Genomic DNA, 15,011 nt, shown 5'->3' with positions numbered 1-15,011 from the left:
ATGGAATGGGATAATCTTCACGAACTCCTGCGTTCGCTTTATGACGATATGATGCCGCTTGCAGGCGATATGGCGGCAGTGGCTAAAGGTCTTGCGGGATTGGGTGCATTATTCTATGTGGCATTAAAGGTTTGGCAGGCTTTAAGCCGTGCCGAACCTATTGATATGTTCCCATTGTTACGCCCGTTTGCTTTGGGGCTTTGCATTATGTTTTTCCCAACCATTGTATTGGGAACTATCAATGCAGTGCTAAGCCCCGTTGTAACGGGAACACATTCCATACTCGAAGACCAGGTGCTTGACCTGAACAAGCTGCAACAGCAGAAAGACCAACTGGAATATGAAGCAATGGTCAGAAATCCCGAAACCGCCTATATGGTATCGGACGAAGAGTTTGACAAGAAGCTGGATGAATTGGGCTGGTCGCCCTCCGACATCGGCACGATGGCGGGTATGTATATGGACAGGGGTGCTTATCAAATAGAAAAAGCCATAAAGGATTGGTTTCGCAATCTACTGGAGATACTCTTTCAGGCGGCGGCTTTGGTTATTGATACCATAAGAACATTTTTCCTGATAGTCCTCTCCATACTCGGACCGATTGCCTTTGCAATTTCCGTATGGGACGGCTTTCAGTCCACGCTCACGCAGTGGCTCACGAGGTATGTGAGCGTTTACCTGTGGTTGCCTGTTTCCGATTTGTTCAGTTCGATGCTGGCAAGGATACAATCGCTGATACTGGAAAAGGATATAGCAATGCTTTCAGACCCGACCTATATACCCGACACCTCCAATACGGTGTACATCATCTTTATGATTATCGGCATCATCGGGTACTTCACTATCCCGACAGTAACAGGCTGGGTAATCCAAGCTGGAGGCGCAGGAAACTTTACCCGCAATGTAAACTCAACAGCAATGAAAGCAGGAAACCTTGCCGGAGCCGGAGCTGGTTCAACGGTTGGAAACATCGGCGGTCAGTTACTTAAAAAATAATGTAAAACAATAATCATTCTTAAAAATGGAATTTAAAACGCTAAGAAATATAGAAAACAGCTTTCGGCAGATACGTTTATATGCCATCGTGTTTGCCGTTCTCTGCATAGGCGTAGTAGGATTTGCCGTGTGGAAATCGTACAGCTTTGCAAATGAACAAAGGCAAAAAATCTATGTGCTGGATAATGGCAAATCACTGATGCTTGCCTTGTCGCAGGATGCCAGTATTAACCGACCTGTGGAAGCAAGGGAACACGTCAGGAGATTTCACGAATTGTTCTTCACGCTTGCACCCGATAAGAACGCTATTGAAAGCAATATGAGCAGGGCGTTCAACCTTGCCGATAAATCAGCTTTCGACTATTACAAAGACCTGTCTGAAAAGGGCTATTACAGCCGTATCATTTCGGGTAATGTTCAGCAACGAATTGAGGTAGATAGTGTGGTGTGCAATTTCGACAATTACCCCTATGCAGTGCGCACCTATGCCAAACAGTTCATCATCCGTTCGAGCAACGTAACACGCCGTAACCTGATTACTTCCTGCTATCTCGTCAACTCCGTTCGTTCGGATAACAACCCGCAGGGATTTAACATCGAAAAGTTTGCGGTAGTAGAAAACAAAGACATCGAAGTTATCGAACGCTAAAAATTAAGGATATGAAACAGTTACTTGATTTAGACGCATTCGCAAAAACGCTGACCGATAAAGGGTATGACGGTTATTTCCAAACGGAGGCAGCTTATGCCGACAAAATCAAAGACAGCATCAGCAGGTTTTTAGAGGCTTGTAAAAATGGGATGGATAAACCGATGTTGCCCAACATTATGATGCTGACAACTTACCTGCAATGGAATGGCGATGATAAGCCAAAGGTTGAATGCAATATGTGGGTAAAGTATGAAGACGGTCTTTTTGATGTACAGAAGATGAATATTGAAAGGATAGACCAATACGGGCAATTATTGAAACAATCCAAACTGACAGACCTCTCTACAAGCTCGGTTCCGACAAGGAAAGAAGCCATTGCCCAAGTGTCTGACAAACCTAAAGAACAGTTGTCTTCCCCGAAAAGGCGGTTTAAAATGCGATAACCGAAAATCATTAAAGTATGAAAAAATTAAGAGCAACTATGGACAGGTTTTTTGATAAGCTCGATGAGCGTTGGCGGGCTTTGCCAGTGCGCAAGCAGCATCAATACACGTTGTACTTTTTTGTGGGTTATCTCTTGCTTACGGCAGGGGTTATTGGCAAAGTAGTGTACGATACGGGCAAGCCGAATGATACCATCAACATCAGGCATATCGAGAACCCTGTCCTCAAAAGTAAAAATCCTGCAAGGTTGCAGGATAGTGTATCAACAATTTTAAAAAATCAGTTTTATGAAAGAAAATGAAAAAAGGGTCAGCATTCTCGTTGAGGAAGGCGACCAAAGTAAAGCATCCAATCTGCTGGATGATAAAAAGAACAGCAAAGACCGCCTTAAAAAGCCCTTGATATTCGGTTTGATGGCGATTGTCTTCTTAGGCTGTATGTACCTCATCTTTAAACCGTCAAAGGATAAAAAAGAGGTCGAAAACATCGGGCTGAACGATGCTGTTCCACAAGCTACCGGGGCAGGAATGCCCGACAGCAAAGGCAAAGCGTATGAGCAGGAAATGCTGGAACAAAAAGACCAGGAGAAACGCAATGCCCTTACCACGCTATCCGATTATTGGAATGAGGACAGCTCATCTGCCAACGCCAAGAGCGAAGAAGATTTTGTAGAAGAGGAAGAAAGCAACGGCTATGGCAGTGGCAGAAATTCGGGACGTTATGGCAATCCTGCCTTGAACAGCTACCGAAATACACAAAGCACGTTAGGCTCATTCTATAATAACGACAATGCAGAAACAATGGAACTCCGCAGGCAATTGGATGAGCTAAAAGAAAAACTGGCTGATAAAGATGTACCTAAAGCAACAACAGTAGATGACCAGCTTGCCCTGATGGAGAAATCCTATCAAATGGCTGCAAAATATCTTCCGCAAGGTAATAGCAGCAATGGAGAAGCCACACCCACAAACGGTACAGCTTCGGGAGCTTCGACTGCCAGCCAAAAAGAGCATTTTGTATCATTTACGCCCACAAGGAAAAACACCGTATCAGCCTTGTATCGTGAGCCAACAGACAGCGAATTTTTGAACGATTTAAACCAGACCAAAAACAGGGGCTTCTATACCGCAGGTTCTACTGAACAGGTGGTACAGCCGAAAAACAGCATCAAAGCCTGCGTACACGATGCACAAACCGTTGTTGGGGAAACGGGCGTAAGGCTTCGTTTATTAGAGCCTGCCAAAACGCCTAATCGTACCATTCCCAAAGGAACTATCGTAACGGCGAATGCCAAGTTTCAGGGCGGTCGTTTACAGCTAAAGGTTACTTCGGTAGAACTGGAGGGTAATATCATTCCCGTAGATATTACCATTTACGATTTGGACGGGCAGCAAGGCTTGTACGTTCCGTATTCGCCCGAAATGAACGCACTTACCGAAATGGCGGGCAATATGAGCCAGACAGGAGGAACGAGCGTGATGCTTACGCAGAATGCCGGACAACAGGTTGCTGCCGATTTAAGCAGAGGCATTGTACAAGGAATTTCGGGCTATTTCGCAAAGAAAGTACGTACACCAAAGGTTACGCTCAAAGCAGGGCATCAGGTCTTCCTTGTATCAAAACAATAATGTTAAACTAAAATAATTTTATAATGAAAAATCTTTTTAAAACACTTTGGGCATTTGCTCTGACTATCGGCTTAGCCGTAAATTCTTTTGCGCAGGACAGCATCAGAACTCCGCTTGCATTGGGCAAGATAGAACCATACAAAATGGAAGTAACCTACGATAAAACTTCGCACTTGATTTTCCCGACTGCCATTCGTTACGTGGATTTGGGAAGCGAATACCTGATTGCAGGTAAAGCCGAAGATGCGGAAAACGTACTACGAGTAAAAGCATCGGTAAGGAACTTTGAACCGGAAACGAATTTTTCAGTAATTACCAATGATGGACGTTTTTACAGTTTCAGTGTGTATTACAGTTCCTACCCTGAAGCAACAAGCTATGACCTGCTAACAATGCAAAAATCAGTAGATAGAACCAACGGAAACGATGTGCTTTTTGAAGAATTGGGCAACAATTCGCCCTCACTGGCAGGCTTGTTACTGGAAACCATTTACAAGAAAGACAAGCGCATTGTAAAGCATATCGGGGCTAAGAGTTTCGGCATTCAGTTTATCCTCAAAGGCATTTACATACACAACGGCAAATACTATTTCCATACCGAACTGCGTAACAAAACCAATGTTCCGTTTGAGATTGATTTTATCAATTTCAAAGTGGTGGATAAAAAGGTTGCCAAACGTACCGTAGTGCAGGAAATTCCTTTGACACCGCTTAGGACTTACAAACCATTGGACGGCATAAAAGGAAAATCTACCGAGCAAAATGTATTCCTCTTAGACCAATTTACCATTGCCGATGATAAGATACTTCTGATTGAGATTTTCGAGAAGAACGGCGGCAGGCATCAAACATTGCAGGTGGAAAATTCGGATTTAATCAAGGCTCGTTTGATTGACGATATGCACCTGAAATTTTAATAACCCATTTAAAACAACAGTAATAAAATGAAAAAGTATATCTATACCGTGATGCTCGTTTTAATGGGTATCACAACGACACAGGCACAGCGAATGCTGCCGAAACAGAAAGGGTTGGAAGTAAATGTTGGTGTGCTGTCCGATGATAAAATCGGCAACGATTATTATATCAATATCGGTATGACCGTGAACGGTAAGAACGGCAATTACCAGCTTTGGGCGTTGGAATATACGCACCAATACCACGATTATAAAGACCTCCGCATCCCGCAGGAAACTTTTACAGCCGAGGGCGGTTACAGCTTCTTCCTTTTGGGCGATGCCCGGAAGAACATCACGCTGAATGCCGGAATAACCGCCGTAGCAGGTTATGAAAGCATCAACCGTGGCGAACCGATGTTGTATGACGGAGCGAAGATATTGGACGAGGACAATTTCATTTACGGAGCTGGCGGACGACTGACCTTTGAAACGTACCTTTCTGACCGATTTGTATTAGTCCTGCAAGGGCGTACAAAAGTCTTTTGGGGTACGGATTTACGACAGTTCCGACCGTCGGCAGGTGTGGGATTAAGGTTTAACTTTTAAAACGTAAAAAACGATGATAGCAATATTCAATAAATTCAGAACAGGGCTACTGCCATTATATATATTCCTGGCAATCCTCACAGCTTCGGTTACGTTGGTATCTTGCAGCAAAGATGATGAACTCGAAATACAGAACAATTTTCCTTTCGAGGTCAATGTAATGCCAGTGCCTAAAGATGTTGCCAACGGACAAACCGTAGAAATACGCATTACCATACAGCGTACAGGCAATTACAGCAACACGCAGTATTTTCTTCGCTACTTCCAGTTTGATGGTCAGGGAACGTTGCAATACTACAATGAGCCGCCGTATCAGCCCAACGACCTGTACCAGTTACCAACGGAGCAGTTCAGGCTGTATTACACGTCAACGTCTGCCGTATCACAATCTTTTGATGTTTGGATTTCGGACAGCTTCGGGAACGAAAAGCAGATAACTTTTCAGTTTAACAGCAGCGATTAAGAGCAGTATTCCAATTCATAAATAACGGCTTATCTGATGGGTAAGCCGTTTTTAATTTTAAATTCGATAGTTGCTAAAGAAATAATTTCTTATCCTTGCAATAATGAAAAAGGGTATTATCCTTTCGGTTTACCAAATTTGAGTAAGTTATTATTTCCATAAACAATGAAAGCGGCTTGCCTTTTTGGGTAAGCCGTTTTCGCATTTTATAAAACTGCTGATTTTACAGACTATGGAAATAAAAATTAGAAAGGAAGAAAAGGAAGATTTCAAAAAAGTTTTTGAACTCATTCGCCTGGCTTTTGAAAACGAGGAATTGAGCGACCATAAAGAACAGTTCTTGGTGGAACGGTTACGCAATTCTGATGCGTTTGTCCCCGAATTATCACTTATTGCCGAAGTAGATAATCAAATTGCGGGATATATATTGCTCACAAAAATTAATATTGAAGACAAGGATAAAAACACTTACACCTCGCTTGCGTTAGCCCCTGTTGCTGTGTTGCCGAATTATCAGGGAAAAGGTATTGGCGGCAAACTCATACAAGCTGCCCACGATATAGCAAAAAAAATGGGCTTTGGCTCTGTGATGCTGTTAGGACACGAAAACTATTACCCTAAGTTTGGCTATAAGCTGACCAAAGAATTTGGGATAAAGCTGCCATTTGAAGTTCCTGAAGAAAACTGTATGGCAATAGAACTATCGCAAAATGCGCTGCAAAATGTAAGCGGTGTAGTTCGGTATCCGAAAGAGTTTGAAATTGAATAATGCCACGGATATTTTTCGTAAATTCAAACAGTGGAAATAAAGTATTTTTGGTATGGTTGCATCATTGGTAATAGGTATTATATTTTTGGTTGCAGGACTGGGACTTCGCTACTGGATTAACCGGAGAAAGTTTTACAGGCGCAGCCCTATGGGAGCAGAGGGCTTCTCATCTTATGAAAGTTCGGTTTTCATTAAATTCGTGGAAAGGGTCGGTAAATGGATAGCTTACGGGCTGATTATTTTCGGTCTGTTGTCGCTGTGGGTTTATTGGCGTGAGAAAAAAGAAAAACAACAACCTGAAGTAAAAATAGAACAACCTGCCGAACGCAGATAGTTATTACAGCATACATTTTTTAAGCAAATCGGATAGCCCAAAAGCTATCCGATTTTTTTATTTACGGCTTAGTAAATCGCCAAACGCTACCTCTCAAAGCCAAACCCTGCAACTTTCCCCAATGCCGTACTAAGCCTTTATAAATTCAACTTCCATAGCAAAATTGAGCAAACAATGGAAGTAATCGCAATACAAAAATCCGCACTGGACGGAATGAAGAATGAGCTGAAAGCACTTTTGGAACTTACCGAAAATGCCACGCAGAAATACACGCCAATTTTTGCGCAAGAGCAATGGCTCGATAACCAGGAAGTGTGTTTGATGATGAACATTACCAAGCGGACTTTGCAGACGTATAAGGACAAAGGGTTATTGCCTTATTCCAGACTGAACCGTAAAAATTATTATAAACGCTCGGATGTACAGGCTTTGCTCGAAGCCGGACAACCGTACAATACTGCCGAAAATGGATTTATTCACGAATGACAATGAAGAAATCATTGCCCATCAGGAAATGATAACACAGCTAAGAACCCGTATCGAAAGCATATTGAAAAACTACCGCCCTGTAATGAACGGAGAAATTTACCTTTCGGGCGAAGATGTGTGCAAGCTGCTCCATATCAGCAAACGCACTTTACAGCAGTACCGTGATGATAATATACTGCCGTATATACAAATAGGCGGTAAGATTATTTATAAGGAAAGCGATATCCTGACTATACTGGAGCAAAATTACATTTCACAAAAAATTGTTTGACTGTAATCTTTTTTGTATTATATGCTGTCAAAAAAGGACGAGTTTAGTATCTTTGTTGTCGAAAATATAGAAAATACTTAAAGTTGTTTTTGCTTTAAGTTCCGCATTAGAAACTGGTAATTTTTAAAACCCCGGAACGAATAAGTAAGAACGCTCACGTTATGGCGTGGGCGCTCGCTTATTTGGGGGTCAGGCGTACCAGTGCCTTAATGCCAGTAAGTGTGGTTGCCTGCGCCTCTTTTTTTTGCAGGTTCCACTAACTTGATAAACATTAAGAGTTATGGACGGCAAGGATATTTTTTACCCCGAATTTGACCACCCTGCTACGCAATTATCAGCGTTCTCTCTCTGCATTGATGTTTTTATCATATCCCTTAAAAACGGGGAAATTGTACATTTTAAACCTAACGAGATAGCACACTTTAAAGATTGGCTTGACCGTTTTAAAGTCAGGGACATTGAGGTCGATAAAGGAATACCTTACGTTACTCGAACTCCGAATTTATCTAAAGCTCCCAACGGATTTTTTAACCTCATCAAACTAAGCAAAAAGAAAATGAGCAAAGAACAAATAATAAAGGTAGGGATGATAGATGACCACGATATGCTTAGAAAGGGTATTTGTGATTTTCTAATGGGTTTCGGTTTTGAAATACTTTTTGAAGCCGAGAATGGAAAAATGGCAATGAAAAAAATGGAGGAAATCGAAGTTGTTCCCGATGTAATGGTTGTTGATATAAATATGCCGGTAATGAATGGTTTTGAAACCGCTAAAGCATTGAATGAAAAATATCCGCAAACCAAAGTCCTGGCTTTTAGCATTAATGATGATGTACAGGATGTAGTAAAGATGCTTCAGCGTGGCGTAAAAGGGTATATACTGAAAGGCGCAGACCCCGAAGAACTTAAAAAAGCCATAACCGTTATAAATGATGGAGGACATTATTTTAGTGCTGGCGTAGCCGAAATTGCAAAAGAATACTATAAACAGTTTCCGCAATAACAGGTTTCTTTGTTACTTTCTTTTCCGCAGAACTCACGAAAGAAAGTAATCCCCCAATAATAAATTATGGGATAATGAATATCCCAAGCAATAATGTCGCAACCTGTTTGGTAAAATGGAAAAGAAAGGATTTGTGTAAGGGCGCATTTTGCTAAAGGGGATTGCACCAATTTAAAGCAAAAAGACTGCCCAACCATCGGGAGGATCTGTCTTTTTGCCGCCCGACTTTTCGGGTCAGGCGGCTGCTATTTTAGCTTATGGTTTTTAAATACTCGTCATAACGTTCCGTTATATCCTTGCCTTTCCTGAACGTGTCTTTTGTGTAGCTGTAATGCTCTTCAAAGAACTTTACTTCTTTGGTGGTAAGGTCTATTAAATAGCGGTAGTCTGCGTTTATCCGCCTTTCATCCATTGTACAATGCTCCGTAAGCATTTCGAGTTCTTGCTCACTGTTGTCAAGGGATAACAAAGGCAAAAAAAGCCTTTCAACGATATATCCCTGTTCGGGTGCGCTGCTGCTGTCGGCAACGCAAATAAGAGATTTGCCGTTGCTCAATTTGATATGAAGATTTGAACGTGTCATAAATTGAAATTGGGGTTTATTGATTAAGCCGTTAATTGGATTAATGAAAATTCTTCCGTCCAAAATTCCTCGCTGGTGTGCTTGCCGTATGCTGTATAGTAGCCTGTACCGTTTGCACGCAATACAAGCCTGTAACAGTCCAATCGGTTTTCGGGTGCGGTAAACATTTCCTGCTCCCCCTCGTCAAGCTCCACAAATGCCCATTCTTTATCGTTTAGCATTTCTTCAATGTTCGGGGTATCGTCTTCGCCTGTGCAATAAAAATCTACTGCCGTATCATAGTAGTTCATTGAGCAGAAATAATGATTGCCCTCTAACGGCTTAACCAATGCAAGCCGTTTTGCCTGTTCCTGTTTCCATTCTTCGGATAGATGGATAATTGCAAACTCGCAATTATCCCATTCGCTATTGGTGTTGGCTTTAACCAAAATATGTGCTGTCGCTTTATCGGATAGTTTCATCGTTCTAAATTTTAATGGTGTTTAACTGATTTTCGATTTTACGTTCTAATAGAGTGTCGAGTATTTCCCATTCGCTGTCGTACTCCTTGCCCTCAAAATGGTAGGTGTCTGTTTCCTTGTCTAATTCGTAGCTGTCAAAATCTTCGTCTTCCAGATAAATATCTATGAGTAGCTTGTCAGAAAACATTGTCCTGCCATATACCAAACAACCTAATTCCTCATAATCCAATTGGAAATCTATGTTGTAATGCTCGGCTATCTGCTTAACTGCTTCCGCATTTGGCGACCATTTTGTTTGATAATTGAATATTCCCGTATCGCTTTCGTAAACCTCAAAGAAATATCCGCCGTTACTGTCGTCTATGAAATCGGGCAGTTGTCCGCAATTCTCTTTCCTTTCTCTTTCAGCCATTGATTTGAATAGCTGTGTTACCTGTTCGATTGCTTCAGGCTTCCCCTCGAAGACAACCGTATTGTTGCACCAATTTGGCATAATTATTTATCGTTTAAGGTTATTTTTAATAAAGGCTCACTTCCGAATATTAGGTGTATAGCCTGTTTTAGATTGGGTTTACAGTCCTCTGTCTGTGCATATTCGATAAGGCAGTGCATCGCAAATATTGCGTTGTATCCGTCAAAAAAATGGTCTGCAAACCAGCGTGGTTTTTTGAGAAGTTTGTCCTCGTTCTTCTCGATTATCCTGTGTGCATCCTGCACAAGCCTGTACCAAAATTCTGCGGTAAAAAAGCCCTTTTGATACCAACCCTCACGAATGGTAATTTCATTTTTCAGAAAGTATTCGCACTGCTTTTTTACGGCGTTCTGAATGTTCGCCATTTCTTCGGGGAATAGCCTGCAAAGCAATTCGCCTTTATCTAAGTTGTCCATTTTATGTAATGCTTTCATATTGTTGTTTTATAGTAGGCTACCACCATTTAAGGCGGTAGCCTGTTGTTATCTAATTAAGGTTTAGGATTTCCGCACCGTCCAAAGCAAATGCGGTACACAATTCAAATGCTTTCTGTGATTTGAGTTGGGCAGTACCACCCAATACAATGCTCTGTAATTTGGCTTCATCATCTTTGTAATTGCGTACATTCTGAAAGTAGCCTGTAACAGCGTTGTATGCTCCGAACAAAGTCCCTTTGGTCGTGTTCATCTGTTGTGCATCATCTGTCATAGCATATAGAAGCGCATTATCAACCACGTTTTTGAACACGGTGGAAACTTCATCGTCAGCCCCTTTGTTGATAAGGTCAAGTGTTTCTTTGTTCGGGCAAAGTGCCAACTGGATTAGCTTTCTTACTTCTCGGTCTGATACTTTTACCTTTGTCCAATTATTGAAAATGCCCTCTAATTGGTTGCTCAATGTGTTGGCAAGCCCCATAATCTTGTGGGCGTTCTCGATACGTTGTTTTGCTCCCGAAGTATGTTTGATACGGACTACATTGGTCATACTGCGTAGTGAGGCATTCAGCGTGTTTTGGCATACGATACGGATAGGCGTAAATGCTGCGGTAATACTTCCGCTACCATCGTGCGAAGTGGTTAGAAAAATGTACTTTTCCGTTACATCATCGCCATTGCCTACACGGATATAATCGGGCAGTTTGGCAGTGATAAAGATGCGTTCCCCTTTGCCCAATGCCCCTGCGGTTTCGTACAGGATACCTTCGCCACCACCTACAATAGCATCAAAAAAATTAAAGGCTTCCCGATTTTGTACAATGTGGTAATCCTTACCGACTACACCCAATACTGCATTGTTATCGGTGCGTATGTTAGCGAAATAGTTAGGTACTTCTAATTCGGTGCTACCTATTTCTATACCGTTGGCAGTTTCGATAATGCCCGAACCTTTGGTAAACAGTGGGGATTTTACGACATCGTAATCTAACCCTGCGTATTTGATAGCTTCCTCGCTCGTTGGGTATTGCTCTACGATTTGCCCCAAACCGTGCCACGCTTTTTGCTGTACTGAAAAGAAACTGTGCTTTCCTGTTTGCTCGTTGAAATGAATGTTATGTGCCATTTTGATAAATTTTGATGTTAAAAAATGATTGAATACTCGTTGTTAGAATGGGAGGTCGTCATCTGCTCCCTGTGCTGTAACCTTGTTGTTCTCGGCTTGTGCAGTAGCTTGTATGGTTTCGGCTCTCCTGCTACCTCCGTGCAGTTTGATTTGTGAGGTATGAAAGTTCAGCCCCGAATGTGCTTCGCCGTCTTTGCCTATCCACGCTCGTGTATTCACTCGCCCTGTGAGTTCTACCAATGTGCCTTTTGTCAGCAGTCTTGCCACGTTTGCAGATAGCCAGTAGGCACAATCGAAGTAGGTCGTTTGCTCTACACGCTCGCCTTGTTTGTTCTTGTAGCTTTCGTTGCTCGCTACCGAAAAGTTTACTACTTGCTTGTCGTTGTTAAGGGTTCTTACTTCCGCATCCCTTGTTAGTCGTCCGATGATGTTCATAATCGTTCTGTTTTAAAAGTTTGACATTTTGTTACGTTCGCTTTTCTCGCTTCCTGCTTCCTGTTGTGGTCTGCTCCGCTTCGCATAATATTTTCCAAAAGAAAAACCGGAAAAAAGAAAGCAGATAATCCAAGCGGGCAACAGCGATGACCAAGAAAAAAAATGATTTAATGGGGGTTCCTTTAGGGGGAAACCGTTCATTCGTTTTTTTTATTGGTGGGTGTGTGCGATGGCTGCCCGCTATAACTTAGCTGCCTTTTTACCGGTTGATTGTGGAAATTTTCTATTCCTAATTTTTATGTCAATTATGAACAGGCTTCAATAGTCTGAAACAAAGGAGGAGTAATAAAAAAGTATGGGCATAAAAAAAGCAGAACCGTTAAGTTCTGCTTCTTGTGGTTAGATAAAAGCGGATTAGATTGCCATCATAAATGCCTCTTCCATTGCTTTGAATTTCGGTGTAACCAAATCCATATCCTTGCTGATTTTTTGGCTTGTGATTTTAGCATAAATTTGTGTGGTGGAAATGTTTTTATGCCCCATCATTTTGCTAAGGCTTTCAAGCGGTACGCCCTCGGTCAGAAACATTGTTCCAAAAGTATGTCTTGCGGTGTGAAAGGTTACTTTTTGCTCCGTGATAATCTCTGCCTTTTCAACCAATTTACCTATGTGCGTATTGCAGGTTGCATTGGTAGGAACCGGAAAGATAAATTCATTCCTTGTTGTACCCTGATATTTCTCAATGATACGTTTAGGGATTTCCATTAACCGAACATTGGAAGCAACATCAGATTTCTTTCTCCGGCTGATAATCCATTGATGACCGTCAAAGAATGATTGAATATTGCTTCTTGTCAATTTCTTAATATCAGCGTAAGCCAATCCTGTAAAGCAACTGAAAATAAAAATATCTTTTACAAGTTCATATCTTTTATGCGGAACCTGACACATCATCAGCTTTTCAACGTCTTCTTTCAGTATGTACCCTCTGTCGGTTTCTTCCATACTTATTTCGTAATCCTCAAAAGGATTATCACGTATCAGCCCTTTTTTGATAGCCAGTTCAGCCAAAGCAATAACAGGCATTGTGTAAATCCAAACCGTGTTATGGGCGCATTGCTTATCGTAGCGGAGGTAAAAGTCAAACTCACGGATAAAATCTGCCGTCAGTTCCCGAAATGCCATATCTTCCCTGTGATAACGCTCTTTTATAAATTCCGTAAGATGATTGTAAACAGTGATGTATTTGTTGTAAGTTCCTTGTGAACGCTCCTCTTTATCAACCAATCTTTTAAATTCAACATTCTGGTCGTTAAAAACTTTCAATATGGCATCATCCATTACACCAACACCGAGAAAAGAGAGCTTTACTTTTTGGGCAGTTGCAAAGCCCTCGTGCTTCAGCATATCTTCATAAATCTTGTCGATACGTCCCCGTATATTGTCCAGCTTTTGGTTGATGCTCAAAGCTGTGGCACTTTTGCCCTGAACCCGTCCGTGTTTTAAATCCCAACTATTAGGGTTAATTTCTAACTTTGTCCCGAAAGTTTTCGGTGTTCCATCAATGGTAATACGTGCCATAACCGGGGCATTACCGTTCTTTTTCAGTTCGTTCTTTTTCAAATAGAAAAGCAGTTTGAACGTCGATTTTTTTGTCTGCTCCATAACTCAAATGTTTAACGTTTAAAATTAAATTACATTGAGTTACAAGGGAATATAAAAAAGGGTGCAAAAGACTGAAATATAATCAGTTAAGCTATATAGTTGCCTTTATCAATCGGTAACGAATTAGTAACCTAACCTTGTCAATTTAAGCCCAAAACCTATCAGACACCGAGTTCCAAACTAAGACTACACATTTATAAAGCATTGTATAGTAGCGGTTTTAATCGCTTTGCGTACTTTTGCTTTTTATTAATCTTTTTTTATAAAAAGATATTGTTCGCTATTGGTATCAAAAGACAGGAAACTGTAATTAAATGGAATTACCGTATTGCCTTTAGGATCAATGGTTCCATAGTTGTAATCCGCATCGCTTGCTACTGCATTACCTTCGTAAAAGTGGAGTATCGACGTAAATTTAGGTTGAGTAATTACATTCCCTTCTTCATCTCTCAATCCGTATAATCCAGTGTTTTCATCTGTATATTGGTAGACACCTTCTCCCAGCGATTCAGGTTCTACAGCTTCTTCTGCAATTTCCTCCATTTCAGCGTAATCCTGAGGTATAGTTAACAACGTTTCTGCAACATCTTCCTGCACAATTTTATTGGCAATAAAACCGCTTCCCATAACACTCATACTTAGTGCTGCACCGGGAAGTTTTTTTAGGAATTCGTAATCTCCCCAATAAATACTTGGGATTTGTTCTGTATACCAGATTTCCAGTGAATAGGCACCATCTGTATCTTCAGAAGCATTGATTTGTGCAAGTTTACAGGTATATCCTGCAATTGTTTTTTGTTTTCCTGCCACATATTGAATATCTAGATCATCAAAATTGTGGTCAGCGGGAGCTTCATTTTCACCATATATAGTTCCAAACTGTTTTAGTCCGGGATATAGCATCGTAGAACTGCCTGTCTTTTTATTTGTTAGTTGTACTGTCGGATCTTCCCCATGTACATAAAAGCGGATAAAATCCTTATTTACCCAACCCTGGAAAATAATTTCCTGTTCATTATCCTGGCTGTTGTCTGCTTCTTCCTGTGAAAAAGTACTGTAATCAATTCTGAACATTTTTTTGCTTTGTGCAAATGTTGTGGTGCAAAAAACAAGTAATGCAGCCAACGTAATATTAATTCTCTTCATATTGTAATACTAATACATATTGTTAGGACAAAGATGCTCAATAAAGAAGAAGTATTGTATCCCTGAAACTGGCTAATTTGTCATTATCATACAATTTTATGAGGCTCAGCATAAAAACTTTTATTTTTATATGGG

General features: G+C 41.1%; 21 protein-coding genes. 13 read left to right on the top strand and 8 right to left on the bottom strand.

The features are described 5' to 3' along the window. The 13 genes from traJ to HMPREF0766_RS21840 all read left to right on the top strand — a co-directional run bounded on the left by traJ (position 1) and on the right by HMPREF0766_RS21840 (position 8,554). Positions 1-996, top strand: a complete 996-nt coding sequence (gene traJ, locus HMPREF0766_RS09295) for a conjugative transposon protein TraJ (RefSeq protein WP_002996010.1) — start codon at positions 1-3, stop codon at positions 994-996. A 25-nt stretch (positions 997-1,021) separates the two neighbouring features. Further along, positions 1,022-1,645 carry a conjugative transposon protein TraK gene (gene traK / locus HMPREF0766_RS09290; protein WP_002996009.1) on the top strand — a complete coding sequence of 208 codons (624 nt, stop codon included), beginning with the start codon at positions 1,022-1,024 and terminating at the stop codon, positions 1,643-1,645. Positions 1,646-1,656: 11 nt separating this feature from the next. Continuing rightward, complete coding sequence (locus HMPREF0766_RS09285) at positions 1,657-2,091, top strand: hypothetical protein (protein WP_002996007.1); 435 nt, start codon at positions 1,657-1,659, stop codon at positions 2,089-2,091. A 17-nt stretch (positions 2,092-2,108) separates the two neighbouring features. Next, a complete protein-coding gene (locus HMPREF0766_RS09280) occupies positions 2,109-2,393 on the top strand; it encodes a hypothetical protein (RefSeq protein WP_002996005.1) in 285 nt (94 codons plus the stop codon). Continuing rightward, positions 2,380-3,720 (top strand): conjugative transposon protein TraM, encoded by a 1,341-nt coding sequence (gene traM, locus HMPREF0766_RS09275; protein WP_002996003.1) that lies wholly within the window; start codon positions 2,380-2,382, stop codon positions 3,718-3,720. The genes HMPREF0766_RS09280 and traM overlap by 14 nt, the downstream gene beginning before the upstream one ends. A gap of 23 nt (positions 3,721-3,743) precedes the next feature. Then, positions 3,744-4,637, top strand: a complete 894-nt coding sequence (traN, locus tag HMPREF0766_RS09270) for a conjugative transposon protein TraN (RefSeq protein WP_002996001.1) — start codon at positions 3,744-3,746, stop codon at positions 4,635-4,637. Positions 4,638-4,664: 27 nt separating this feature from the next. Next, positions 4,665-5,225, top strand: coding sequence for a conjugal transfer protein TraO (locus HMPREF0766_RS09265; RefSeq protein ID WP_002995999.1), 561 nt, complete (start codon positions 4,665-4,667; stop codon positions 5,223-5,225). A gap of 13 nt (positions 5,226-5,238) precedes the next feature. After that, positions 5,239-5,688, top strand: a complete 450-nt coding sequence (locus HMPREF0766_RS09260; RefSeq protein WP_002995997.1) for a DUF3872 domain-containing protein — start codon at positions 5,239-5,241, stop codon at positions 5,686-5,688. Positions 5,689-5,920: 232 nt separating this feature from the next. Then, positions 5,921-6,457 carry a GNAT family N-acetyltransferase gene (locus tag HMPREF0766_RS09255; protein ID WP_002995995.1) on the top strand — a complete coding sequence of 179 codons (537 nt, stop codon included), beginning with the start codon at positions 5,921-5,923 and terminating at the stop codon, positions 6,455-6,457. 52 nt (positions 6,458-6,509) lie between these two features. Next, positions 6,510-6,791: a hypothetical protein gene (locus HMPREF0766_RS09250; RefSeq protein ID WP_002995992.1), complete on the top strand. Its 282-nt coding sequence runs from the start codon at positions 6,510-6,512 to the stop codon at positions 6,789-6,791. A gap of 174 nt (positions 6,792-6,965) precedes the next feature. Beyond that, positions 6,966-7,277 carry a helix-turn-helix domain-containing protein gene (locus HMPREF0766_RS09245; RefSeq protein WP_002995989.1) on the top strand — a complete coding sequence of 104 codons (312 nt, stop codon included), beginning with the start codon at positions 6,966-6,968 and terminating at the stop codon, positions 7,275-7,277. After that, positions 7,258-7,551: a helix-turn-helix domain-containing protein gene (locus HMPREF0766_RS09240; RefSeq protein ID WP_002995987.1), complete on the top strand. Its 294-nt coding sequence runs from the start codon at positions 7,258-7,260 to the stop codon at positions 7,549-7,551. Before HMPREF0766_RS09245 ends, HMPREF0766_RS09240 begins: the two co-directional genes overlap by 20 nt. Positions 7,552-7,831: 280 nt before the next feature. Then, positions 7,832-8,554: a response regulator gene (locus HMPREF0766_RS21840; RefSeq protein WP_002995984.1), complete on the top strand. Its 723-nt coding sequence runs from the start codon at positions 7,832-7,834 to the stop codon at positions 8,552-8,554. A 250-nt stretch (positions 8,555-8,804) separates the two neighbouring features. On the opposite strand, the gene HMPREF0766_RS09230 is transcribed toward HMPREF0766_RS21840, so the two are convergent. The 8 genes from HMPREF0766_RS09230 to HMPREF0766_RS09195 all read right to left on the bottom strand — a co-directional run bounded on the left by HMPREF0766_RS09230 (position 8,805) and on the right by HMPREF0766_RS09195 (position 14,876). Next, a complete protein-coding gene (locus HMPREF0766_RS09230) occupies positions 8,805-9,137 on the bottom strand; it encodes a hypothetical protein (RefSeq protein WP_002995980.1) in 333 nt (110 codons plus the stop codon). A gap of 23 nt (positions 9,138-9,160) precedes the next feature. Further along, entirely contained in the window at positions 9,161-9,598 is a 438-nt protein-coding gene (locus HMPREF0766_RS09225) for a hypothetical protein (RefSeq protein WP_002995976.1), read from the bottom strand. 4 nt (positions 9,599-9,602) lie between these two features. Then, on the bottom strand, positions 9,603-10,091 hold the full coding sequence (locus tag HMPREF0766_RS09220) for a DUF1281 family ferredoxin-like fold protein (protein ID WP_002995973.1): 489 nt from the start codon (positions 10,089-10,091) through the stop codon (positions 9,603-9,605). Between the two features lie 2 nt (positions 10,092-10,093). Continuing rightward, entirely contained in the window at positions 10,094-10,504 is a 411-nt protein-coding gene (locus tag HMPREF0766_RS09215) for a hypothetical protein (RefSeq protein WP_002995970.1), read from the bottom strand. A gap of 52 nt (positions 10,505-10,556) precedes the next feature. Next, positions 10,557-11,630: a DUF932 domain-containing protein gene (locus HMPREF0766_RS09210; protein ID WP_002995967.1), complete on the bottom strand. Its 1,074-nt coding sequence runs from the start codon at positions 11,628-11,630 to the stop codon at positions 10,557-10,559. A 42-nt stretch (positions 11,631-11,672) separates the two neighbouring features. Beyond that, positions 11,673-12,065: a single-stranded DNA-binding protein gene (locus tag HMPREF0766_RS09205; RefSeq protein WP_002995963.1), complete on the bottom strand. Its 393-nt coding sequence runs from the start codon at positions 12,063-12,065 to the stop codon at positions 11,673-11,675. 414 nt (positions 12,066-12,479) lie between these two features. Then, positions 12,480-13,730: a site-specific integrase gene (locus tag HMPREF0766_RS09200; RefSeq protein ID WP_002995959.1), complete on the bottom strand. Its 1,251-nt coding sequence runs from the start codon at positions 13,728-13,730 to the stop codon at positions 12,480-12,482. Between the two features lie 249 nt (positions 13,731-13,979). Then, positions 13,980-14,876, bottom strand: a complete 897-nt coding sequence (locus tag HMPREF0766_RS09195) for a WG repeat-containing protein (RefSeq protein ID WP_002995956.1) — start codon at positions 14,874-14,876, stop codon at positions 13,980-13,982. Positions 14,877-15,011: the final 135 nt, after the last annotated feature.

The sequence above is a fragment of the Sphingobacterium spiritivorum ATCC 33861 genome (assembly GCF_000143765.1).
Classification (GTDB): Bacteria; Bacteroidota; Bacteroidia; order Sphingobacteriales; family Sphingobacteriaceae; genus Sphingobacterium; species Sphingobacterium spiritivorum.
The sequence above is the reverse complement of the archived record's forward strand: the minus strand, read 5'-3'. Positions and strand labels throughout refer to the sequence as shown.

Coding starts and splice junctions, on each gene's coding strand:
- HMPREF0766_RS09210 (WP_002995967.1), bottom strand. CDS start 11,630: ATGGCACATAACATTCATTTCAACGAGCAAACAGGAAAGCACAGTTTC.
- HMPREF0766_RS09200 (WP_002995959.1), bottom strand. CDS start 13,730: ATGGAGCAGACAAAAAAATCGACGTTCAAACTGCTTTTCTATTTGAAA.
- HMPREF0766_RS09255 (WP_002995995.1), top strand. CDS start 5,921: ATGGAAATAAAAATTAGAAAGGAAGAAAAGGAAGATTTCAAAAAAGTT.
- HMPREF0766_RS09280 (WP_002996005.1), top strand. CDS start 2,109: ATGAAAAAATTAAGAGCAACTATGGACAGGTTTTTTGATAAGCTCGAT.
- HMPREF0766_RS09225 (WP_002995976.1), bottom strand. CDS start 9,598: ATGAAACTATCCGATAAAGCGACAGCACATATTTTGGTTAAAGCCAAC.
- HMPREF0766_RS09205 (WP_002995963.1), bottom strand. CDS start 12,065: ATGAACATCATCGGACGACTAACAAGGGATGCGGAAGTAAGAACCCTT.
- traM (WP_002996003.1), top strand. CDS start 2,380: ATGAAAGAAAATGAAAAAAGGGTCAGCATTCTCGTTGAGGAAGGCGAC.
- traK (WP_002996009.1), top strand. CDS start 1,022: ATGGAATTTAAAACGCTAAGAAATATAGAAAACAGCTTTCGGCAGATA.
- HMPREF0766_RS09245 (WP_002995989.1), top strand. CDS start 6,966: ATGGAAGTAATCGCAATACAAAAATCCGCACTGGACGGAATGAAGAAT.
- HMPREF0766_RS21840 (WP_002995984.1), top strand. CDS start 7,832: ATGGACGGCAAGGATATTTTTTACCCCGAATTTGACCACCCTGCTACG.
- traJ (WP_002996010.1), top strand. CDS start 1: ATGGAATGGGATAATCTTCACGAACTCCTGCGTTCGCTTTATGACGAT.
- HMPREF0766_RS09220 (WP_002995973.1), bottom strand. CDS start 10,091: ATGCCAAATTGGTGCAACAATACGGTTGTCTTCGAGGGGAAGCCTGAA.
- HMPREF0766_RS09240 (WP_002995987.1), top strand. CDS start 7,258: ATGGATTTATTCACGAATGACAATGAAGAAATCATTGCCCATCAGGAA.
- HMPREF0766_RS09195 (WP_002995956.1), bottom strand. CDS start 14,876: ATGAAGAGAATTAATATTACGTTGGCTGCATTACTTGTTTTTTGCACC.
- HMPREF0766_RS09250 (WP_002995992.1), top strand. CDS start 6,510: ATGGTTGCATCATTGGTAATAGGTATTATATTTTTGGTTGCAGGACTG.
- HMPREF0766_RS09260 (WP_002995997.1), top strand. CDS start 5,239: ATGATAGCAATATTCAATAAATTCAGAACAGGGCTACTGCCATTATAT.
- HMPREF0766_RS09230 (WP_002995980.1), bottom strand. CDS start 9,137: ATGACACGTTCAAATCTTCATATCAAATTGAGCAACGGCAAATCTCTT.
- HMPREF0766_RS09285 (WP_002996007.1), top strand. CDS start 1,657: ATGAAACAGTTACTTGATTTAGACGCATTCGCAAAAACGCTGACCGAT.
- HMPREF0766_RS09215 (WP_002995970.1), bottom strand. CDS start 10,504: ATGAAAGCATTACATAAAATGGACAACTTAGATAAAGGCGAATTGCTT.
- HMPREF0766_RS09265 (WP_002995999.1), top strand. CDS start 4,665: ATGAAAAAGTATATCTATACCGTGATGCTCGTTTTAATGGGTATCACA.
- traN (WP_002996001.1), top strand. CDS start 3,744: ATGAAAAATCTTTTTAAAACACTTTGGGCATTTGCTCTGACTATCGGC.